General features: G+C 40.2%; 19 protein-coding genes and 2 pseudogenes. 13 read left to right on the forward strand and 8 right to left on the reverse strand.

Going from position 1 to position 21,628, the window contains the following annotated elements; genetic code table 11:
* Window positions 1–152: 152 nt before the first annotated feature.
* The 8 genes from RMY63_RS32855 to RMY63_RS32890 all read left to right on the forward strand — a co-directional run bounded on the left by RMY63_RS32855 (window position 153) and on the right by RMY63_RS32890 (window position 9,073).
* The gene (locus RMY63_RS32855) at window positions 153–890 is read left to right on the forward strand and encodes a DNA polymerase III subunit beta (protein WP_322732715.1); all 738 of its coding nucleotides are present in this window, start codon (window positions 153–155) and stop codon (window positions 888–890) included.
* 66 nt (window positions 891–956) lie between these two features.
* The gene (gene dnaX, locus RMY63_RS32860; RefSeq protein ID WP_322732716.1) at window positions 957–2,288 is read left to right on the forward strand and encodes a DNA polymerase III subunit gamma/tau; all 1,332 of its coding nucleotides are present in this window, start codon (window positions 957–959) and stop codon (window positions 2,286–2,288) included.
* A gap of 243 nt (window positions 2,289–2,531) precedes the next feature.
* The gene (locus RMY63_RS32865; protein ID WP_322732717.1) at window positions 2,532–3,455 is read left to right on the forward strand and encodes a hypothetical protein; all 924 of its coding nucleotides are present in this window, start codon (window positions 2,532–2,534) and stop codon (window positions 3,453–3,455) included.
* Window positions 3,456–3,466: 11 nt separating this feature from the next.
* Window positions 3,467–5,284, forward strand: coding sequence for a 3'-5' exonuclease (locus RMY63_RS32870; protein WP_322732718.1), 1,818 nt, complete (start codon window positions 3,467–3,469; stop codon window positions 5,282–5,284).
* A 340-nt stretch (window positions 5,285–5,624) separates the two neighbouring features.
* Entirely contained in the window at window positions 5,625–6,350 is a 726-nt protein-coding gene (locus RMY63_RS32875) for a hypothetical protein (RefSeq protein WP_322732719.1), read from the forward strand.
* A gap of 138 nt (window positions 6,351–6,488) precedes the next feature.
* Entirely contained in the window at window positions 6,489–7,448 is a 960-nt protein-coding gene (gene holA, locus RMY63_RS32880) for a DNA polymerase III subunit delta (RefSeq protein ID WP_322732720.1), read from the forward strand.
* Complete coding sequence (locus RMY63_RS32885) at window positions 7,445–8,320, forward strand: AAA family ATPase (protein WP_322732721.1); 876 nt, start codon at window positions 7,445–7,447, stop codon at window positions 8,318–8,320. The genes holA and RMY63_RS32885 overlap by 4 nt, the downstream gene beginning before the upstream one ends.
* A gap of 78 nt (window positions 8,321–8,398) precedes the next feature.
* Window positions 8,399–9,073 carry a hypothetical protein gene (locus RMY63_RS32890; protein WP_322732722.1) on the forward strand — a complete coding sequence of 225 codons (675 nt, stop codon included), beginning with the start codon at window positions 8,399–8,401 and terminating at the stop codon, window positions 9,071–9,073.
* On the opposite strand, the gene RMY63_RS32895 is transcribed toward RMY63_RS32890, so the two are convergent.
* Both RMY63_RS32895 and RMY63_RS32900 read right to left on the reverse strand, forming a co-directional pair.
* Entirely contained in the window at window positions 9,074–9,772 is a 699-nt protein-coding gene (locus RMY63_RS32895) for a hypothetical protein (protein ID WP_322732723.1), read from the reverse strand.
* Window positions 9,773–9,813: 41 nt separating this feature from the next.
* A complete protein-coding gene (locus tag RMY63_RS32900; RefSeq protein WP_322732724.1) occupies window positions 9,814–10,992 on the reverse strand; it encodes a hypothetical protein in 1,179 nt (392 codons plus the stop codon).
* Between the two features lie 237 nt (window positions 10,993–11,229).
* Here RMY63_RS32900 and ssb point away from each other — a divergent pair, with 237 nt between their 5' ends.
* Together ssb and RMY63_RS32910 are read left to right on the forward strand one after the other, a co-directional pair.
* Window positions 11,230–11,613 (forward strand): single-stranded DNA-binding protein, encoded by a 384-nt coding sequence (gene ssb / locus RMY63_RS32905; protein ID WP_069072286.1) that lies wholly within the window; start codon window positions 11,230–11,232, stop codon window positions 11,611–11,613.
* A 73-nt stretch (window positions 11,614–11,686) separates the two neighbouring features.
* Window positions 11,687–12,106 carry a hypothetical protein gene (locus tag RMY63_RS32910; RefSeq protein WP_322732725.1) on the forward strand — a complete coding sequence of 140 codons (420 nt, stop codon included), beginning with the start codon at window positions 11,687–11,689 and terminating at the stop codon, window positions 12,104–12,106.
* A 229-nt stretch (window positions 12,107–12,335) separates the two neighbouring features.
* On the opposite strand, the gene RMY63_RS32915 is transcribed toward RMY63_RS32910, so the two are convergent.
* A complete protein-coding gene (locus tag RMY63_RS32915) occupies window positions 12,336–12,626 on the reverse strand; it encodes a hypothetical protein (RefSeq protein ID WP_322732726.1) in 291 nt (96 codons plus the stop codon).
* Window positions 12,627–12,661: 35 nt separating this feature from the next.
* Window positions 12,662–13,228 (reverse strand): annotated as a pseudogene (locus tag RMY63_RS32920) (hypothetical protein); the annotation flags it as partial.
* A 115-nt stretch (window positions 13,229–13,343) separates the two neighbouring features.
* Here RMY63_RS32920 and RMY63_RS41970 point away from each other — a divergent pair.
* A pseudogene (locus RMY63_RS41970) lies at window positions 13,344–13,403 on the forward strand (sigma-70 factor domain-containing protein); the annotation flags it as partial.
* 750 nt (window positions 13,404–14,153) lie between these two features.
* Here RMY63_RS41970 and RMY63_RS32925 read toward each other — a convergent pair.
* From RMY63_RS32925 to RMY63_RS32940, 4 genes are all read right to left on the reverse strand, one after another.
* Window positions 14,154–15,305 carry a ParB/RepB/Spo0J family partition protein gene (locus tag RMY63_RS32925; protein ID WP_322732727.1) on the reverse strand — a complete coding sequence of 384 codons (1,152 nt, stop codon included), beginning with the start codon at window positions 15,303–15,305 and terminating at the stop codon, window positions 14,154–14,156.
* A gap of 3 nt (window positions 15,306–15,308) precedes the next feature.
* On the reverse strand, window positions 15,309–16,112 hold the full coding sequence (locus tag RMY63_RS32930) for a ParA family protein (protein ID WP_109013390.1): 804 nt from the start codon (window positions 16,110–16,112) through the stop codon (window positions 15,309–15,311).
* Window positions 16,113–16,804: 692 nt separating this feature from the next.
* The gene (locus RMY63_RS32935) at window positions 16,805–17,833 is read right to left on the reverse strand and encodes a ParM/StbA family protein (RefSeq protein ID WP_322732728.1); all 1,029 of its coding nucleotides are present in this window, start codon (window positions 17,831–17,833) and stop codon (window positions 16,805–16,807) included.
* A 378-nt stretch (window positions 17,834–18,211) separates the two neighbouring features.
* Entirely contained in the window at window positions 18,212–18,790 is a 579-nt protein-coding gene (locus tag RMY63_RS32940; RefSeq protein ID WP_322732729.1) for a hypothetical protein, read from the reverse strand.
* A 912-nt stretch (window positions 18,791–19,702) separates the two neighbouring features.
* On the opposite strand from RMY63_RS32940, the gene RMY63_RS32945 reads away from it, so the two are divergent.
* Both RMY63_RS32945 and RMY63_RS32950 read left to right on the forward strand, forming a co-directional pair.
* Window positions 19,703–20,089 carry a plasmid mobilization protein gene (locus RMY63_RS32945; protein WP_322732730.1) on the forward strand — a complete coding sequence of 129 codons (387 nt, stop codon included), beginning with the start codon at window positions 19,703–19,705 and terminating at the stop codon, window positions 20,087–20,089.
* Window positions 20,090–20,131: 42 nt separating this feature from the next.
* The gene (locus RMY63_RS32950; RefSeq protein ID WP_322732731.1) at window positions 20,132–21,532 is read left to right on the forward strand and encodes a relaxase/mobilization nuclease domain-containing protein; all 1,401 of its coding nucleotides are present in this window, start codon (window positions 20,132–20,134) and stop codon (window positions 21,530–21,532) included.
* Window positions 21,533–21,628 lie beyond the last annotated feature (96 nt).

Here is a 21,628-nt window from a genome sequence, read left to right on the forward strand (position 1 = left end):
GGAGAAAGAGGAAACTACAGTACGCAACGTGTTAAATTTAATTCTAATCTCTCTATTTAACTTTTCGTTACATACTTGATATTTTTCCCGCCCACTTACTTAAGTCACTTGGCGAGTTAAATAAAATTCTCTCTCAAAGCGCCGATACAAGCGTGTGCAATATTCTTCTATCAGATAGAACTATCGAGTTTAGCCTTCCTAATACAAAGGTCATTTCCCGACTTTTGGAAGGAGAATATCCCAAAATCAATAGCTTGATTCCCCGGTCGTTTGAGTATGAATTTACATTAGAGCGCAAGGGATTTGAGAGCGCGCTGAAGCGGGTAGGTTATCTAGCCGAACGCAAGCAAAAGGTTGTCAAAATCCTCTGGGAATTGGAAGCTACACAGGCAACACTATACACTGAAGCTACTGATATTGGGGATGCAGTTGACTCGGTACTGATGAAATCGGTAACTAGTAATTCAGAAAACATCAGTATTGGATTAAACATCGACTACCTTATCGAAGGATTAAAGCATATCAGTACCGATGAAATCGTGGTGCGGTGCAACAAACCCACGCAACCAGTCATTGTCTGCCCGATGGGAGGACTGCTCAATCAGTTGTATCTGGTAATGCCTGTAGAAATCAAGCAGGGGTTTGAAAAGGTAAATAGCCAAAGTACAAAGGCAAAAGTCAGCACTCAAAGTGAGCCTGGTACTGAAGAAGTAACAGAAGTTAGCACTCAAACTGAGTCTAGTACTGAAGAAGTAGCAAATGTGGCACAGGCAACAGACGATAGTGAAACTCCTCAAATAGAAACGCCATCCGTGGTAGCGAAAGATACTACCAAAGGTAAGTCAACCTCACGATCGCCACGAACGAAAAAAGAAGCGGCGACTGCCTAAAAAATCATACTTCCTACCAACCACACTGGTAGGAAGTAAATAAAACACCCGTTTATCATCAAAATTATGTACCAACCACTACATCTCAAGTACCGTCCCCAGACCCTTAATGAAGTTATCGGGCAGGAACATATCGTCCGCACTCTCATAAATGCGATACTCCCAGGAGGGAGTCACTCCGCGATCGCGCAAAGGACGGCGATCGCACTCCAGAGGATTGCACCCGCCTATCTATTCAACGGCCCCAAAGGCACAGGCAAAACCAGTACCGCCCGCATCATCGCTAAATCCCTCAACTGCCAGTCAACCGATGAGCCGACAACCAAGCCCTGCGGAGAATGCAATTCATGTAAGGGAATTACAGCCTCTTCTTCCCTGGATGTAACTGAATTAGATGCTGCCAGCAATAGCGGGGTAGAAACAATCCGCGAGTTAATTTCCACTACCCAGTTTGCACCAGTTGAGGGAAGGTACAAAATTTTCATTGTTGATGAATGTCATGCCCTAAGCAGTCAATCGTGGCAGGCGCTTCTCAAGACAATTGAAAATCCACCTCGTCATGTAGTTTTCATCTTCTGCACAACTGAAATACACAAGGTTCCTGAAACTATCATCTCGCGCTGTCAAAAGTTTGATTTTAGGAGAGTAGGGCTAGAAACACTTGTTCAGTATTTATCAAAAGTTGCCCAGAATGAAAACATCAACATTAACGCACCTGGTATTTGGGCGATCGTCAAGTCTTGTGGAGGTTTTATTCGCAACTGTCTTGTATTGCTCGATCAATTGAGCAACCTGGGAGTAGATGAAATCACGCCAAACTGGGTTTGGGAATTATCAGGTGTTGTTCCCGAACATGACCTACTTACCCTAACCGAAAATCTTGCTAAAGGAGACGTAACAGCTAACTTACAAATCCTCCAAGACTTAATTGAGTATGGCAAAAACCCATTCGTCATATACTCAAGTTTAACTGGGTTTCTCAAAGACCTGCTAGTGGCTAAAACTGCCCCTGATAATAGACAAATTACTCAACTGGAGGAAGAAACTTGGCAGGAACTCGTTACTATTTCTCAGATGTGGGAACTAACCCAGATTCAGGCAAGTATTGCTCTATTAATGTCAAGACAACAGTTAATGCGTGACTCGGAGGCAGCTAAACTTTGGTTGGAAGCCACACTCATTGAGTTAACCAATATAAAAGAAGAAAAACAACCTTGGACTAATTGGAAAACAATCCAAGATGCTATCAATTGGGGTAAGGAACAACTCCCACATTTATCCCAATCTGAACTCGAAAGGTATTGGAACAATCTTACTCCCATTAAAGGTAAAAAAGCACCTGCATGGGTACAATTGGTGCAAGAGCTTCAGATGAAGTCTCAATTACAAACTGCCTAATTCAAATGTTAGTCACTTTGTAAAAAAACTTACTTTCCCCAATAAAAACTTTGGGGAAAGATTTTTCAGACTTATTCAAAAATTACATTAAATATAATAGACTTGCATCGACAGCAATATCTACCTTGTGCAGTAAGCCTCAATATTAATAAATACTGCCCTGACTGGGAAGCAAAAAATTAAGATATCAAGTAATACCACAACAAAATTTAACAACTGGCATTCTGGAAGTATCCGATTAAAATGATGCCAGTTGAAGCAATTAGCCTTCGTACAGGACTTGAATTACCAGCAGCGATCGCAGATTTCGATACGTATATTGACGAATTACCACGATGCTCCAAATGTTTTGGCGAATTATGCCTTGCCAAAGGTGAAAAAATGCCCCCTTACTGGAGGCATTTTCCAGGTGTAGGAAATGAATGTCCTGATAAATCAGAAATTAGCGGAGTTATCTATTCTCATCCTAAAACCTTAGATCGTAAACAAACCCTTGCACTATTTAAAAAACGTTTTCTCGAAATTTTAGATATAGCCATTAATGGCACACTTACTATCAATGGACTATTCGCCACCAGACAGCTATCAGAACAGATCAAGGGAAGTTCAGTTCAATGCAGTAATGGAATAGCACATTTTAACGACTGCCTGCTAGAGATTGACAGACTTAGAAAAAACCTTGACTGTATTTTAGCGGTTGCCTCTAGCTGTGCCAAAAATTTATACAGTAATGACTCAATGAATGAATGGAAAGTACCAGAACCAGAAAAAATCCAAATGCTAGAAATAACAATTGCTTACAAACAAACTCATGAGCGATGTGTAGATGAAGCGTGCAAATATATATACAGCAATGGTAGGCAAGACCTTCTCAAAGAATTAGTAGCATTTGCATGTCTGGAATACAATTCAAAGCTTAAAAACACTTACAACCAATTAAAAGTACGCGAATTTCCAGTATGGCTGCTTACAGCAACAACATCAATATTAGCAGCAGTACCCTGGTACAGGATTATGACCGCACTATTAGAAGAAAAAGAACCACATACGCAGCCGCTTTCAATATTCGCACTTCCTAATAATCTAGACATCATTTTTGAGGTGTTTTTATCGTCAAAGAAACCATCAAATAAACCACAAGGATTCATGCCAAAAAAGAGTAATTAATTTTGGATATTATGAATTACAACCACCGAGATTTTATTACCAAATCTGGTAATAAGATTATCGTTGATGAGGAAAAACTCGACATATTCTGGTCAGATACTACCCCAATACCTGAGTGGCATCCCACAGTAAATATTCCGACCTACGGGGCGCTCAAAACTCTGGTAGTCGATATTGAGACGGCAGGGATAAACCCAAGAGAAAATCGTATCTATGCAATTGGCTGTATGAGGGAGATAGGGGAGATTGCCATCTTTATGGATCAAGCCGAAAGCAAAATCCTCCTGGAGTTTTTCAAACACCTAGAAGCAAGCAAACCAGAAGTAATTTACACCTACAATGGAACAGAATTTGACCTACCATTTCTAATCACCCGCTGCGAGTTACATGGCATTCCTCATCCATTTAGAATTGCATCTAAGAAGCGCACTATCCGAACTGCCCAAGTACGCGGCGAACCACTGGAAATTCGGGAGGTATTCATCCGCAACTGCCTGCACGTAGATATCTTTATCTGCGTTCTCAGGTGGGATTTTATCGCCAAAGAACTTACTAACGGGCGATCGCTTAAACAGGTGGTACTGGAAATGGGATTGCGTAAGCAAGCGCGACTGGTTCTCCCGTATGAAGAAATTCTCGCCTGCTGGAAAGCCAGTTCTGGTAGTAGAGGATGGCAGAAAATCAAGGATTATCTTATTTACGACTTGGAAGATACGCAACTCATAGCTAACAGACTTGTACCCTCATACCACTATGAAGCACTGGTTGTACCGGGGATGAACCTCCAGCAGTTAGCCCTCGCTGGTAACGGCAGCAAGTGGAAGCAAATATTCTCGCATCACTACCCAGGATACAAACCCAAGCCCGACCGTAAGTATAAATTCCAAGGGGGGATAGCCTACTCTATTCCAGGACTATATAAAAAGGTTGGATACATCGATATCAGTTCTATGTACCCCAAAACCATATTGTCGAAAGGGATTGTCTCTCGTAAAGATACAAAGCGAATCGGCTTGAGCATCTTGCAATATTTGGTAAATGAGAAATCAAGGTTGGAACAAGTTGCCAGCACCGGAGACATTGTTGCCAAGGAAAAAAGAGAATCCACCAAAGTTTTAGCTAATTCTCAGTTTGGGTTCTTCGGAACATCGGAACTCGCCTTCAACGATATGGAAGCAGCCGCTTTAGTAACAGCTTACGGTCGGCGCATCCTACAATTCATGATTGAGGTAATCAATCAAGCTGGTGCAACCCCTGTAGAAGTTGATACTGACGGGGTGTTCTTTACTCATCCAAACCCAGAAAAAGTATATGCCACACTTCAGTCTCAATTACCCAAAGGGATAACCGTCAAATTAGAGTTTATTGCCAATGCAATGTTTATTCCGCAAAGGGGAACTAAGAACTATCTCTTATGGCTGAAAGATAACTGGATTATTCGCAAAGGTAGTTGGAGAAACCGTTCTCGCTCAAGGCTAGAGAAAGAATTCCCTGTTGAATATCTAACCTACTTAATCCAAAACCAATCCACGGCAGAGGAATATTTCAGAGAAGTAAAATCACAGATTTTATCAGGAAAATACCCGATAGAAAAACTCTGCATTACTCGCAAAATTCGTGTTGGGGAAAAAGAACTTCTTAAATTAGGAAAGCCTGGTGATGTAGTAATTTACTATTACGGAATCAGAGGTATTACTAATACCAGCATAAATGAGAACTATTCACGTCAATACTATCTTGACCTTATCGAAAAAAGGCGAGAAGAAATCCTCAAAATAGCCGCTCCTGAAATACTAGAAGGTAATAAACGTCAGCTATCTCTTTTCTAAATGAACAAACTTGATATTTAACCTAAGCACTGAAAATAATAAATATCAAGTATTTTTTCAATTCTCTAACTCTCAACAGTTTATAAATCACAAAAAATATTTACAAGTAAATCAGTCTTTACAAAAAGTGATTTTAATGCTTTCACATAAACCGAAAATATGCCATAAAAAAACAGATTAGCAACCCCTGTATCAGCCAAAAATTCACTGATTAACTGATTAGTTTATTTAATTAATTGATGGATTAGTAGAGATATTATTCTTAAATGTGGGAAGGTAATTAATGAAAAATAAATCCTCATATCGCAAGCCCAGGCTTAATAAAAAACAAAGGGCTTGGGTGAACTCATTCCTTGCATCTCATCCTAATGCCAGAGTTAGAAATATCTATGAATTAGATGGCGATCGCGTTGTTGAAATTGAGTGGTGGGAAAATACAAACCGAATAATATTAGACCCAAAAACCTACATTCAAGGAATTATCAGCTACAAGATGCGGGTCAAACTAAGGAAATTTGGCGATGCAAGAAAAACAGCCGAGTTCTCGTACCGGATCACCCCACCAGAAAAACGAACTGCATCATGGCACTTAACAGGTCAACTTTCTCTAGAACTTCCCCAGTGTTACGAAGTTGCAGACCCAAACAACCCAGTTATCGTTAAACCAAAAAGGAGGAATACTAAAACCAAAAAAGTTAAAAAATTAATTCAGCATACTCTTCCTCTATCAGGAATTAGTGCCCAACTTCATACTATAAACATCGAAGATGGTGGTGTTCCTTTATCGGAACAAGAACTATTACTAGAAAGGGTATCACACCTAAATTTAGATTCTGGTAAAGAGACTAAACTTCCAGGAGCTATAGTCAAAATTCTTTCTAAGAAAAAAGCTAGCTTAAAGGAGTGGGAAACAGCTATTGCGCTATATGAGGTAACTGGTTCTAGTGGAGTCGTAGAGTATCTCCAACAATTGGATTCTTGGCGGAAATATTTGGGTACTCAACCAGTAGAGAACTCTGTTGAGAAAGTCTCAAATCAGAAGTCAGTACAGTCAGCACAAAATTAAGTATTTCCTGAGTGCTATATTTCGCTAGCGGCTATATAACAAATACTGAGGATGTGGAAAGAGTTAATACTAACTCTTATTTTTTTAAACCACCGCTTACGACTAACGCCTGATAAATAAATGTTTATCTAATCTATCATGACTGTATATCTATACTACGGCGAAGATAGCTACTCACTCAATCAAAAAATTGATTATCTAGTGAATCAAAATGTTCATGCGGAATGGAGAGCTTTCAATTACGTCAAGCTACCTGGAAATGAGAAAAATATTGCTGCCAAAGTCTTTACAGAGGTTATGACCTTGCCCTTTGGAGAAGGTAACAAAATTATTCATACAGACAGCGACTCTCTAATTGGAAGTTTATCAAATGAAGATAATAACCAAGAACTTGAAAATCACCTTTCCCGAATACCGTCAAGCAACATTCTTCTAATTACTGGTAATAAAAAGCCAGATTCGCGCAAGACAGTAGTAAAAATTATCCTAAAATATGCCCAACAAGAAGAGTTTCCCCTGATCTCTAGTTGGGATAAAAAGGGGATAGTTAACTTGATAGGAAATTATGCAGCCATCCATCAAGTTAAACTCACGCCAGATGTCACAGATTACCTAGCTGAAGCAATTGGCAATAATACTGCACGAGCCGATAGCGAATTCGCTAAACTTGCTGTTTATGCAAGCGGAAAAATAATCTCTGTCGAGGAAGTAAAATATCTCGTTAGCAATCAGAATACTGACTACATAAAGCTTACTATTGCTATGTTAAGAAACCATTCAAGTTTAGCAATAGTGCAGGTATCTAAACTACTAGATAATAATGAATACCCGCTCAAAATAGTAGCAACACTTACCTCTATTTTCCGTACTTGGTTAATAACCAAAGCTGGGGTAGAAACTAAATTATCTGATACGAAGATTGCAGAAATAGCGGAACTTAAAAATCCCAAAAGATTGTATTACCTCAAAGAGGAAGTCAAGTTTGTAAGCGTTCAAAAGCTTAAACACAGCCTTACTTTACTTGTACAACTCGAAGCTGAACTCAAAAGCGGAGTTGACAACCTAACCAGTCGAATTGCTGAAATTTCTACGATATGAAAAACAACCCATTTACAGAAATCACCGGACAGCATACCGCCAAACTTCTGCTGACTGAAGCAATCGAACAGAATAAAATTGCTCCTGCATACCTATTTAGCAGTCAAGTTGAGGGAGTAGGGAAAGGAAAAACCGCTCTGGCGATCGCAAATGCGATACTCCCAAGAGAGAGTCGCTCCGCGATCGCAGGAGAAAATAACCATCTAGACATCTTACAAATCAAACCAACCCATCCCGAAAACACCTCCCAGCAGAAAGGTATACCTGCTATTCGAGTAGAACAGGTGCGCGAGGTAATTGAATTTCTATCAACTAGTGCAGTCAAGGCCAAGCAAAAGCTGGTGATTATCCACGAAGCAGATATGCTTAACCCTACCGCCGCCAACAAACTTCTCAAGACGCTGGAAGAACCGAAAACTGGAACATTTATCCTGATCTCGTCCTATCCTCAAAAGCTATTACCTACTATCAAGAGTAGGTGTCAAATCATACCTTTCCAAAGGTTAACTGACGAGGAAGTTATTTCTGTACTCAAAGACCAACAAATCGAGGTAACAGAAAAAGTACTAGCTATCAGTTCAGGCAGTCCTGGTCAAGCGATCGCCAACATCACAATGTTAGCTTCCATCTCAAAAGAAATCACAAGTCAACTGGAAGTGCCTCCTGACGATATCCTCAACGCACTCAGTTTGAGTAACTCTATCTCAAGCTGGAATCACGAGACACAGTTATGGCTGCTTACCTACCTGCAACACGACTGGTGGCAGAAATTAAAAAACACTCAATTGCTAGCTAAATTCACTCAAGCAAGGACGCAATTGCTGCATCACGTTACTCCTAGAAGCGTTTGGGATAACCTACTTCTGCCATAGCAAAACCCATCCATTATCAAAAAGCACTGCCAGTTAGAAGCATTTCTAGCTGGCAGTATTTATTTACACATAAAGAATATGAACCAGCAGCAAAGCTTATTCGATGTCGAAGAAACCATTCGTAACAGCAAAAGCCAAAAAGCTAGCGAAATTCTTACTCCTAGCACTAGAAAGATACTTCAATTACTAACCAGCCAAGGGATTAACAAAGTTGTAACAGCCAGTCTACTTGATCTAGCAGGAGCAAGTCATGAAATTGTTCAATACATCGTCGGGCCAATTGTGACTCAGCAGAACGGCTGGCAACAGTCAATTCCATCCTGGGTAGGAAAAGCGATCGCAGTCGATAGATTAGATGCAGCGTTACAAGAGATAGACAAGGGTGAAGTAGGTAAACTCGCCTCTAGCAGCGAAGTTGTTGCACTTATGATGCCAATTGCTTTTGAAGTGCCGCTTTCATCTGAATGGACGGATGTTTACCTCTGGGCAAGTTATGATGCCCTCGTAAGGCACAGACCTTTTGAGAATTTCAAATACGATAAACTGTGGGAGAAGATTGGTACAACCCCAATTCAGTATGACAAAATCCGCTCTGATTATGAAACCCTAGCTGCTGATATCCGTTCCCGTATAGTCAAACACGCGGTGAAAGAAGGGTGGGGTAAAAGGTCGTCGAATAAGAACAAACACCCTGTTAAAGCAACTACAACTGAAAGTAATATTCAGATGGAGCAATTATCACTGTTCTCATAATTAATTTTCAGTCTTTTTTTCAACACTCTTTTCAAAGTCCTTCCTCTCCTTTTCTGTGAGAGGAGGTAGTTCTTCTTTATAATAAAAATTACCTAATTTCTGACACTGATTGACATAAATTCGTCTTGCTGAATCACTCGCTCTCAAGTCCTGACGTAAAAGTAATTTAAACGATTTTTCACGCTCTTTCAATTCCTTCACTGCCACAAGCATTTCTTGTGATATGGCAGGATTTTCATAAGTAGAAGAAAGTTCCTCACTTGATGAATAAACCTTTAGTTTATTGCCAGCAGGTTGAGTTAGAAGTCGCTGAGTATTATACGAACGCCACAGACCCAGTTTCTCGCGCCGTAATGACTCAATTTCAACCTCGCCAACTCGGTCTGGAGTACTGGGCCGCACGTAGACAAAACAACCTTTATCAGCTGCTACAGTCAAACTCACTTTCACACTATTACCATCAAAATAGAACAAGTCAATTAAGTCGTTCTCTGCATTAACTTCTCCAAGCTTCTCTTTATTCGATAAATCAGGCAACGCTTCTGGATTTAGCGATGGCGTAGCATTATTAACATTAGCTGAGGATAATGATGGGGTAGGTGAAGAATTTGATTCTATAGCCGAGACTTTATCTTCTTTTTCTGGAGATGAACATCCAACGAGTAAGAGTAACAATCCTATAAATAAGTATTTCTTCATAAATATACATTTGTATTTGTAAACCAACAATAAAATATTAATTATTGCTTCCCATTTAACCGACCTGTTTGATAAAAATCACGCAGACTAGGGAAAGCTTTTTCTAAAAGCCAGTTGCACCCAACTTCTGATTCAGGAATATTATAAGCAGCCATATAAAAACCACTTCTGTAAGCAGCTACACCCAAACAAGCTTGTAAGCTGGATATGGCCCGCAAAGAAGCTGGAATAGCCATCAAATCTTGCAGATGACTGGGATGATAATTTTGTCCTACCAGCATGAAATAAACCAAAGTATGAACCAACCGTGATAAAACAACTGTTCGGTCTTGCCAACGTTCTAAATGAGACTCGATACAGAAGTAATCAGGTAAATCAGGCACCTGAGATTCATCATCAAGGAATAAATCGCTCTGACTTTCGATAAAACTAGAATCCAGGCCTATAAACTGTTTTAGAAAAACAAGCGTTTTCCCCCAACGTTCGTGTCCCTCAGTTTCAGGAGAAAACGCACCTTCTGAATACTGCGAACCGTACTTCTGTTGGAGTTGGACGACAGCCTCTTGATTGATATCACCCTGCCAATCAGATTCAATAAAAAACTCTTTTAAAATCTCTTGTAAATAGATGGGTGAAAACTCATTAATATCTGGAGATTCATCATCAAAATCGTCTTCATAAGTATCAACAATAAATTTCTCTAGCTCGATTTCTAGCTCTTGCTTTCTATTAACTGGTAGTAACGACTTAGCATCTTCTAACGATAGAGGAAAATCTAAATAAGGGTGGCCTTTGGCTAAGTAAGAATCACCTAAATCTGCTAAAATTTCAAGCGCGATAGTCCGGGCAAAAAACTCATCTTGTGGCTGTACGCATATTCCGTCTAATTCCTTATCCACCAACATCATAGTAATGGCCAGTAGGGCAAACCATGAAGCATCGTGCAAACAAGTCGGTAAATCAGCAATTAAATCTACTAACTTTAGTTCTAGGATTTCTCCCCAAACGCCTATCCTAGTTGTATTTGAAACATCACAAAAATGCTCTACATCTTCTCCAACAGATGTTTCTCCTAACCAGGTAAGATTTTCTACCCCCAAAGAAGATGAGTAGTCAGAAGTCAGCTGGTTTTGGCTATCCTCATCGGACTGTATCCATATCAAAGCCAAAAGCATTAGCTTACAAATACTTACTCGCTTCAGGAGAAGATATTCAGGCATAAGTCATTACTTATAATTTTTAGATACAGACCACATTAATTGCGATACCACCATAGCACAGGGGAACTTATCGTTCCTTAGTAAAAACCACAATTTTACGAGAAACAAGGACAAAAAATAACTCATAAGTATGAATAAAAAAGAATGTGGTTTAAATAAAACAACTCGTCAAAACAATAAATCCTGAAAGAACTAATGCTGACGCAGCAATAAGAGAAATATATAAATCCTCGCGTTATGAACTATATCAACAAAGTCATGCTGGTTGGCAGATGCGGACAAGAACCAGAACTCAAATATTTCGAGTCTGGCGCAGTTAAGGCTTCAATGTCTATTGCAGTCAGACCACCCTACAGAAGTGAACAAGCCCTTTGGTTTGATTTAGTCGCCTGGGGAAATCAAGCAGAAGTGATTGGAAATTACGTTCGTAAAGGAACCCAAATTGCAATTACTGGCGAGTTTGGATTTGATCGTTGGGCAGATAAAAATTCTGGCACTATGCGGCAAAAACCCGTAATTACAATTAACGCCATTGAATTGTTAGGTTCACCCCGTAAGGAAGAATCTACATCCACTTCTGCACCAAACGAAACACAGACTGTAGCTAACGCAAATTTCTAGGAAATTACAAATCGCCTATGCACTATAAATCGTAGGCGATAAACCATCTAATCAATCTACAAATAAAACGAACATGATTCATAATACTGCAACTATCAATCTTAAGTCAGTGAACACTACCCACGACAAAGAAGGTTCCTTGATTGCCTTTGGGATCGCCGAATTCTACTACCGTTCCAAGGAAGGAGTAGTTGCTGACGAGATGCCATTCCGTTCCAAGGGCGCACCCGCCGTCGTTATTAACGAACAAGGGGAAGGCGTACACGGCACAGCAGAAGGATACCTCGATTTGCTAGTTGATAACAGGGGTGATTACAAAGAAAAGATTGCCACATTCGTAATCAGAAACTTTATGTCAGCACAACCCATCAACGAACTCACCCAGGTTAGTAAAACCCCTCACTCGCCTGAAACTCCCGATTTTGCCAAAGAACTACTCGAAAATAACGTTACTTCGACAGATGAAGACCTAGATCAAGAACCTCCTTTCTAGACTCAATGAACTAAATAATGCTAGTATATACAGGGTTACTTGTTAGTACTGGCATTATTTTTTTATAGAAATCTAGAATAAAAATCTACTGTTTGGTAAAATCGCTGACATCAACTCATCTTATATAGTACATAAATACTGAAAGACTTACACAAGAGCTAAATTTAAAATTTTTTTAACATAATTACCCCACGAGTTGGGAATTACCGTTGCCAACTTCATCTGATGGTTATAATTCAAAATCGAGAATGAATGTTTCGCCATCAGGCTCTTCTAGTTTTTGGTCTGTAGATGGCTGGGGAATTGGCTGCTGGAGTCTGTTTTCGTTAGTAGTAAGCGGCGTGAAAGCTACTTGTTGTGTGGCTAATCCAGCCTTTATGAAAACAAAATAGCAATCAATAATAAAATAAAGCGTCTCCAGATAACTTTTACCTAGTTGTTGGGATTCTGCAAATATGCGTTCTCGGTAGTTTTGTTTGAGCCGAATTTTTACCGGAGCTAAGTCTTGTTTATTTGTCATTGTTTGTTATAACTTCACTTTCCAGATGTGTTTGGTTAATTCTTGCTCGTAATGATTTTTGCCATTTCTAGAAGCCCAAAGACGTTAGCTTCTACCGGGTTGTCCAGTATTTTGAACCCGTTTTTCTCTAATAGTTTCTTGAATCCAGGTAAGAGGCAGCCTCCACCTATCGCCCAGATTTCATCCCCTTGGTGCTTGGCATCAAGTGTCAGATTCACCACTTTTTTTAAGTATTTTTCATACCAATCTTTCAAACAAGTGCTGTATATATCTTTGATATCGATGTCACGGCTGTACTTGGTATGTCCCATTTCCAGACAAAATCGAATCTTGGATGCATCCCCGATTTTTCCCCCATTTAGATGTTTCATTTTTTGGGAAATATCATCAATGAGAACTTCTACACCAATGGGGTAGGCGGTGTGAACTTCTCGTTTTCCCTGGTTGTAACGAGAATACAGAGTCGTGCCATTGCCAAAATCTAAAATGGTTAATTTTTTCGGCAGTTGATGCCCAAACAATGCACCCATCCCCTCTAGTACTATTTTCAGCACTTCTACTTTCACCTCTGATTGTTTGCCAGCAAGTATTGGCTGAGTTTCAAAACGTGGGTTCCCTACACTCTCTGAAATGGTTGACTGTTTGATTTATACTCTCCTGTCAATATCTTTGTTATTAAATTAGCTTCCAGCCACGCAAGATGTCTAGCCAAGCTTTGATACAGTTGGAATTTACCTACGAGAAATTGGTCGCTTTCCGAGGCTATTGCCAGAGTAAAAGACTGTCTACACAAGACTTGTAAGGTCAATGCAAAACTTGATAAGCAAAACGATTCTCAAGTGCAACGACTAGAGCCTTCCCCAATTAGGGCTGAACTAGCTACCGAGGTAAATAAAACAGAAGCCCAGTTGACCCAAATCCAAAAGCTTGGTCAACTGGTCAGATTTGGAGAATTTGTCAGCTGACTTGAAGCCAAATCAACGTCCAAGTCTTAACGTTACAGTTTGGACTGGAGGGACAGGGCAAGCTAACTGTAAAACAAATTGCACAAAAATTCAATTTTAGTCATTCCAAGGTACGCTCTGCTCATGGACAAGAAATGAAAGTTTTACGACGTGAGCAAGACGAGATTAAAAATTATTTGGTTTCTTGAAAACTATTTATGTCCAAGGAAAAGGAATCACTATTGTAGAAAGCACTTCTTCCGTAGTCACTCTAATAGCAGTTTGCTCAAAGTTGGGGCATTGACCTTTAACTTGGATGATTGAAGACCGTCCATTATATTCTCCAACTACAGGCTCACCCGTAAACTCACAAAGTATCCTCTTTTGGCAGTGTCAGCACTCAAATATAATTCGGCTCACTGCTTTGTCACAGTCTAGAAATCTCACATGCTGAAACCGTTCAGCTGATAATTCTGGTTTGACTCTGCGGGATTCAGGCGAAAGCCATTTGGGTAGTTTAGATAGGCACTCATAAATTACATGGACATCTCCGATTCAGTGAACTAAGTCGGACGAGATAGTATTAGTCCAACTTTTTCCGAATCTCTTTTGCCTTAGCTTCTAATACAGCCAATAAATCTCTCAGTTGCTCTTGCTGGATATCTTCGACCTTAGTTGCTGAGACATCTCGAATTAGAGAACTGATTTGGTGACTTGGTTTAGGTTTTGTTTCAGGAGCATGTTCAGCAATAGTTTGGGCAACTAGAAAACGAGTTTGAGCGACTGTTAGCCTTTCTTGCAAAACTTGTGATGTAGCATCTTGTCGGATTTTAAGAGCTTTAGTTTCTTCAACTTTTAAATTTTTAGAATTTAGTTTTTGGAGCGAGCGGGCGTGGTTTGCACCAAGTCCTAATTGTCTAATCGCAATTTTTAAGTCTTCTGAAAGCCGTAAACAAGGAAAGACATTTGCATCTACTGATGCTGGATTTTGTTGAAAACGTAGTAACAACAGAAGAATACTTTGTTCTATTTCGTCCAAATTAAATTCTTTAATGCCTTCTGACTGCTCTTTTCTAGTTAAAATAACCAATTCAGTTAATTGGGGCAAAAGTTTTTTTGCGTTTAATCTAGCTATTGCTCTCCTAAGTGCTCTAACTACTTCTTCCTGCTCAAATTCCAAAGCTAACTTAGCCTGTTGAATCAAACCTTCGGCTAAATCTAGCTCATTCAAGCCTTCTCGGTGAAGACTAGTTAATAAAGTGCGTGCATGTAATTCCTCTTCAGAAAGAACTTTCTGAAGCATCACTGCATCTAGTGTTTCAATTTCTGGCTGTAACTCTTCTGCAACGGATCTCCATCTCCGTTCTCCATCAAAAATGAGATTTCCCGGTAGTAAAATAATCGGCTGTTGTTGCCCTTCCTCTCTAATTGAAACAGCCATACTCCGAATACTATCCGAAGTAAATGTTTGCCTTGCTTGTTTGGGATTGGGTCTTACTTCACTATAGTGAATTTTAAAAATCCCAGATGCTTTCAAATGTTCTCGTAGGTCTTCAATAGTTTGATTGAGGAGTGTACGTTCTTCTTCAGCAAGCTTTCCCTGTGCTTCTTCATCTTTTAATCTTGTAATCTCTGCCTGTAAATCTTCTACTCGTTCTTCAAGCTCAAATATCTGTTGTGAATCAGCAGCAGAAGCAAACATTCCAAGTACACTCGGGTTGTTTAATTTTGTCATCGATTAACCTCTTATTAGCTTAAGTTCGTTAACTAGTGCATCAACAATTGGCAGAAAATCTCCTCTTGCCTCTTTGCCAGGTCTGTAAATTCCCAGAGGTAGCCCTCTACCAGAAGCATTAAGAATATCAGCTGATTCTCGAATTGGGCTAAAATACTGAATTCCCAAATTTTTACAGACTAGGGGAAGTTCCTCAACAATACTTCTATGCGCTCCCCAATCACTTTTCCAACGAGTAGGAACTATACCTAATATTTTCGGAGTCGGTTTCAATCTCAGCCGCTTGCAGTTGAAATAGTACCACTCAATCATCGCCGCAGCACTTTGAGAAGCCTTGTATTCCGGTTGAATGGGAATTAACACGTGGCTAGAAGCTGCAAGAGCAGTCAGTGGTAAAGGCTCTAATGTTGCAGGACAATCGATAATTACAAAATCGTGAGATAAGGGGTAATCACTCAACCGATCTGCAAGAGTATAAGCTCCACGCAGATCCTTTGAAACTTCCCGAATTGTTTCGTGTAATTCTTTTCCGCCTTTACAAACTTGAATTTTGTCAATCTTACCTTGCCAAGCTGTAACTAAAGGCCAGTTCCCATTGAAGTCTGGATGGTAAACATTAGCCATTGTTCCCTGAGTTTTAAATTCTCCCAATCCGCAAAATAATGTCAATGATTCGTTAGGATCGATGTCTAATAGTGCCACTGAATAGCCACGAACACCCAACTCATACGCAAGATTGTATGAAATAGTACTTTTTGCCACTCCTCCAGCGTTTGTTTCAATCGAAAGGGTCAAATTGGCAGGCATAATTTTTTCTCTTTCTTGATTACTATATTTCCGACTCCAGTCATGAGATAACGTTATATCAGTTTGGGCGAAGAATTTTGAGATAATGTTATATCATTTTTCTGATTTCTCTAACAAGGATTGCTATCAACACAGAGGTTGACTGCAAGTAATATCGACCTAGCTACACAGATTGCCTATTGTGGAATTGTACACAAAAAGAAATATACCCCGTCCAAGAGATATTCACTCAGCACTTGCTCAATCTAATAGTTCCGTAGGAAAGCATTATTGCCTTTGTGCAAGCTGGTTATTGAGTATAAAAACCAACGGCATAATTCTAATGTGATTTCAACCTTTAAAACTGTGTCAACCAGCAGCTATTAATGCGACTTTTTTGAGCTTATTGAGAAGAAAAATCTTCTGTTGACATAATATAACCACCTTGCCATGAAGATTCTACGCTGAACAACAGTCTTTGTTCAAAGTGTACTCGATTGAAGCGGGATAACAATATTCTCTATCTACCTGATGTCATTAGAGAAAGGGGCGCTGCCAACAAGGAAGTATTTTCAATCCCCCTAAAACTAGCTATTCTCATCTAACCACGAGTAATCGTCTCATTCTTGCAGTGGTTATTGAGAAGTTACGTAAAAAGCATCCCAGAAGTGTAGTTGCAGTCCTTGTAACTACACTACTTTTTTCTGAGCTAATCAAACATTCTCGTTCACAGCAATAAAGGTACTAGGTCGCTCACAAGGCGTAAAATTATACTTACGTTTAACTTCTTCATCTGGATTATTTGTACTATCTTCAGCGGATTTAGTTAGCAGTACAACCTCAGAGCGGGTATAACCAGTCAACTCATCAAACTGAATAATCATATACTGGTAGAGCGCCCAGACATCCGCCATCCGATTGCCAATACCGGAAGATATCTCATCAGGTATAAAAATATTACCGTGCCAGGATACCTTAATTCCCTCTTTCTGGAAGTAAGCGTCTATTTCTGGACGAATATAATCCGCAGTCCCTCCGCAAAACACCAGTTCTTCAATATCATCATCCATCTTCGAGCGCAACCATCTGACGATCGCACGCCAATATTCATCTCTAGCAAGCAATAAAGCCTTGGACATCAATTCGCCATCAAGTTGAATTTCATCACCTTTGCGCTTGCGTGAGAGTTTCTGCATCACCTGGGAGTCACAACTAACTCCAGCTTCTACCAACACCTCGATAATATTGGGATTATCAGGGCTTAGTCCCGATGTCTTGGAAGTAAAATTATTCACCAGCCAAGACATACCAAAATTGCTGGTTATTCCCGCACCAATTGAACCACTGCGAAAGGTGAAAATACTTGCGTTGCGATAACCAAGCATCACATACATAGAAGCAGGCATATTATTGCCAAGCGATCGCCTACGGTGAAAAAATATCCCACTACCCTCAGAAGCTGCATCATAACGAAGCATTTTTACCCGCATCTTACCTGCTGGTGTATCAAATCCTCGAAACGCATCCTTCAACCGAACTTGTAACTGTTCTTTGTCTTGCACTTCACCGGGCGGTAGCAGGATGCTCAAGTAAGCTGCAACATCATTACCCAGGTTCAACTTCTCCTTAGCCAGCCAAAATGCACCACAAATTTTAGGGACTGCTAGTTCGTACTTTAGCTCCTTCAGCTGCGATATACCCCCAAATCGATGGCGGGGGTAGATGTCAAAGATGAGATACATGAAGTAATTATTCCAGGCGATCGCACCTCTAAAACTAGAATGCGATCACCTTTCCAGTTCGGTCAAATACTGTTGATGCACTCGACCAAAGGGTTTGACCAAATTTATGGCTGAAATGGTTTCATAGAAACTTTGAGGAATGCAGTGCAGGTGCTTGAGGAAAAACTCCTTCTAAATGCACCCAATGGAGAGGTGAAAAGCACCTCCTAACAACAGCGCCAGGCGATAGCGAAGCGCCGACCTGTCGGTTCGCACTCCAGGAGATATTGCCCACAACGACAAATAGGACAAGGGCAGGACTTACGCAAGTATCACAACCGAAGGCAGAGAGAGTATGCTTTTCTCAAATATCTAACCACCCATATCCTCATAATCCCCTCACTCCAGACGAAATCCTGCATCAACTTCTATTTCTGCCTTAGCAATTGGATCATCCTCGTCATCATTCAAAAACCCATCATCTTCGGAATCTTCTCCCAAAACATTTGATCCGGCTGGTTCTGTCGCAACAGGTAACGACACAGGACTTGGCCCAGTGGAATCAAAAAAAGAAACTGAAGGGGGAACCGAATTAGCTGAAATAGGAGTTATTCCCACGCCATTAGCTCCAACTGTTGGTTGTAACCCAGTTGCACCTTGCGAGAAAACTCCACTATGAGGATTAACAAGAACTATCTGGGGCAACCCCTCCATCCCAAACGTCCGTTTCATCTTAATGATCTGAACTTCAAGTTGCGCGATCGCATCATGAAGGGCTGACTGCAATTCAACACCAGATACCCCCGCAGCAGATAGCGCAAATGGTAGGTAATACGCCCGCAGCGCCTCACATACTAACTCAGTTTGCCCTCGCTTCTTTGACTGGAGATAGCTAATTACTATACCATCCTCCATATCTTTATTCCGCATGATACGCGCCAACTCAACCGAATCAGCTGGCTTACTAGCTCTTGCCATAGCTTCTCTTCTATTAACGTGCAAATCAAGCTTCTCAGTAAGTTATTTGTCAATACTCTTACTTTAACCATACGGTGGGAGAACTCACCCCCGTATTTACTCCGAACTACCCCAATTGACACACTAATTACCCCAATTAAGTGAAATTGGGTTTGATTTTTGTCAATCAAAATAAATAATTAACTGAAAAATAAACTCTAACAATCCCCATAATTGAGGTATTCTGAGGGCAAATTAACCCAATTATTTCAGCATTCGTCGAAGTTAATCAACTTAGGATAGAACCCCACAATCCGCTCTGTATCTGATTTACTACAGTTGCACTCCACAACAGACTATTGCTATCTCTGTACATTTCTGTAACTAAAACAAGGTATGTCTAATGGGGTCATTTTATCACTAGATTTTTATCAATAAACTAGATTAATTGACAGTGCATTTAATACTAATCGTCCTGGTCTTGTAGCATATAATTCGACATTTACACTACATATAGTGTCTGATAAATAAACAGATTGAAAAAATAATACCTAAAAATAATTGTAATTACGTATAATTTAATCCATGCTGATGATGGATAGCACCCGCTACGCGATAGCGTTCGCGGAGCGTCTGCTCCAGAAGCGCCGACCTGTCGGTTCGCACGCTGGCGACATAGCCATATAATCCATACAATCACTACATCCCAGCAATTGCAGAATTAACAATAAGGTTTAGGGCTTCAGTGTCAGTTACAAGACGAACCATAAGATATTACCTTATATCCTTATCACAAGTTACAGTACTCTCACTGGCGGCATCTACATACGGTATAGTTTATACCAAAAATAGCAGCGATATTGTCCGCAATTGATACCGCACCTGTTGTCAGATTTCCGGTTATCCCCAAGTCCCTCAGTGCAGTCTCCAACTATGCCACTTAGTCCCGCAGTGAAACAAGGTATGGTAAGTAACTCCATAAAGCGAACCAAATCCATCAAGGTATACCTCTTTGAACAAGAGAAAACTACCATTGAGGAAAAAGCGATCGCCACAGGGGTAACTGCATCTGAATATTTACGTTCCTGTGGGTTAAGGCGGGTACTAACGGCAAAACCATCTGCCGACTTGATAACTATCCGCGCTACTGCTGGAAACCTCAAAAGCGAACTGATGATGTTATCTCACTTAGCAAAGGAAACAAACAACCAGCAAATTTTGGATACTGTCAATAATGCGATCGCACTCGTAGATCAGACTATCGCAGCTGCATTTAACCTAGACGTTCTAGATAAATCACCCTCAAGCCAAGATAAATAAGGCATTACAGGTTCTATATCCCCCACTTTAAACTCCCTCAATTTGATTCCCGTCATCTATAAAAAACCCAATTTTCTCGACACGCTCAAGTATGTCTTGGGGAAAGATAATGCTGGGATTGTCGATACTAATATGATGGGAACAAACCCAGATGAATTCAACCAGCAGTTTCTCAACATCAAGTACACCAAAAAAGCAGTTAAGCGCCAGTGTGCCCACCTCATTATCTCAATAGCACACCGCTCCAACTATCATGAGCATTTATCAGACAGTCAGTACGGCTATGTAGCAAGGGAATATCTCAAAGATATGGGATACTTGCCCAAGGAAGAATCATCTGTAGCAGCTACGAGTCAGTTCGTTGCAGTACGCCACCACGATCGCGACCACGAACATCTGCACATAATTGCTTCCCGAATTCGGTTAGATGGCAGTTTAGTTAATGATTCCTATGATTATTTCAACTCCCAAGTCTCAACTAGACGCATCGCAGCGGAACTAGGGTTAGAGGTGACACCGACAACGAATGAAGCCGTCGCCTCTAAGTTACAGCAAGAGTATGGCATAACTGCACTCACCAGCCCCAACCGCTCGAAAAGTATTAGAGCAGTCAACAGTAAGCACAAAACCCCAACAAGTAAGGAAATTATTCGCCAAGCAATAGGGGAAGCCATCAAGGATAGTCCCACCGTCTCTACGTTCATCCAACGCTTGGAGGAAAACAACATTGGGGTATTGCCTAAAATGCGGGGGGAGGAACTACTAGGCTTTACCTACATCCATAATGATGTGAAAATCGCTGGTTATCAAGTATACAAACCCTATAGTTGGAACAAACTGCTGTCTGAATACGGAATAACATACGACCAAGACAAAGATAAGGAAGTAATTCAACAAGCTAAAGCCAAAGCAATTGCTCGCATAAATAGTATAATTTTAAGTAATATTGATTACCTGTATAGTGATAAACCTACTAATAGCAGTACAAGTGATAGTAATGGTGATACTGATAGTAACTCTAAAACACTTGTTAGTACATATACACTAAACAGTAATTATCCAAGTGAGATTCCAGTAATACAATCCAAATTGGAAGACAACCCCACATTGAAAGCAAATAAGACTAAGAAAAAAGTTCAGCCGCATCCCCAAAAACAGTACCCACAACAGGATATTTCAGAAGAAAACGGTCTCACTGCTAAACAATTCCTGGAAGAGCAATTTTCCCCTGTTCCTCCTTCTCTTAACCTTCTGCCTTCTACTCTCAAACATTTGCCTTCTATAATCACTGACTATATGCTTGTTACCAATAACTTCCGTATCAAAGGACAGGAGTTGAGTGCCAGCTTAGATAGCAATACTCTGAGTGTTTACCGTCATGGGGATAATACTCCTGTGATGCAAACCTGCTACAGTCAGAGAAATTCCACAGCAACTCTCTGACTGTAAATAAATACAAAATTATTGAGAATAATTATTATAATACGAAGTATTCAAATTTGAATACTTCGTATAAAGTGTTATAAGCTAGCTCTACAG

The sequence above is a fragment of the Nostoc sp. ChiQUE01b genome, assembly GCF_034531255.1.
GTDB lineage: Bacteria > Cyanobacteriota > Cyanobacteriia > Cyanobacteriales > Nostocaceae > Nostoc.

What these genes read in the sequence shown, in the direction of transcription:
- RMY63_RS32915 (WP_322732726.1), bottom strand. Translation starts at nt 12,626, where the DNA reads ATGACAAATAAACAAGACTTAGCTCCGGTAAAAATTCGGCTCAAACAA.
- holA (WP_322732720.1), top strand. Translation starts at nt 6,489, where the DNA reads ATGACTGTATATCTATACTACGGCGAAGATAGCTACTCACTCAATCAA.
- RMY63_RS32940 (WP_322732729.1), bottom strand. Translation starts at nt 18,790, where the DNA reads ATGGCAAGAGCTAGTAAGCCAGCTGATTCGGTTGAGTTGGCGCGTATC.
- RMY63_RS32885 (WP_322732721.1), top strand. Translation starts at nt 7,445, where the DNA reads ATGAAAAACAACCCATTTACAGAAATCACCGGACAGCATACCGCCAAA.
- ssb (WP_069072286.1), top strand. Translation starts at nt 11,230, where the DNA reads ATGAACTATATCAACAAAGTCATGCTGGTTGGCAGATGCGGACAAGAA.
- RMY63_RS32900 (WP_322732724.1), bottom strand. Translation starts at nt 10,992, where the DNA reads ATGCCTGAATATCTTCTCCTGAAGCGAGTAAGTATTTGTAAGCTAATG.
- RMY63_RS32910 (WP_322732725.1), top strand. Translation starts at nt 11,687, where the DNA reads ATGATTCATAATACTGCAACTATCAATCTTAAGTCAGTGAACACTACC.
- RMY63_RS32870 (WP_322732718.1), top strand. Translation starts at nt 3,467, where the DNA reads ATGAATTACAACCACCGAGATTTTATTACCAAATCTGGTAATAAGATT.
- RMY63_RS32890 (WP_322732722.1), top strand. Translation starts at nt 8,399, where the DNA reads ATGAACCAGCAGCAAAGCTTATTCGATGTCGAAGAAACCATTCGTAAC.
- dnaX (WP_322732716.1), top strand. Translation starts at nt 957, where the DNA reads ATGTACCAACCACTACATCTCAAGTACCGTCCCCAGACCCTTAATGAA.
- RMY63_RS32935 (WP_322732728.1), bottom strand. Translation starts at nt 17,833, where the DNA reads ATGTATCTCATCTTTGACATCTACCCCCGCCATCGATTTGGGGGTATA.
- RMY63_RS32925 (WP_322732727.1), bottom strand. Translation starts at nt 15,305, where the DNA reads ATGACAAAATTAAACAACCCGAGTGTACTTGGAATGTTTGCTTCTGCT.
- RMY63_RS32945 (WP_322732730.1), top strand. Translation starts at nt 19,703, where the DNA reads ATGCCACTTAGTCCCGCAGTGAAACAAGGTATGGTAAGTAACTCCATA.
- RMY63_RS32930 (WP_109013390.1), bottom strand. Translation starts at nt 16,112, where the DNA reads ATGCCTGCCAATTTGACCCTTTCGATTGAAACAAACGCTGGAGGAGTG.
- RMY63_RS32895 (WP_322732723.1), bottom strand. Translation starts at nt 9,772, where the DNA reads ATGAAGAAATACTTATTTATAGGATTGTTACTCTTACTCGTTGGATGT.
- RMY63_RS32865 (WP_322732717.1), top strand. Translation starts at nt 2,532, where the DNA reads ATGATGCCAGTTGAAGCAATTAGCCTTCGTACAGGACTTGAATTACCA.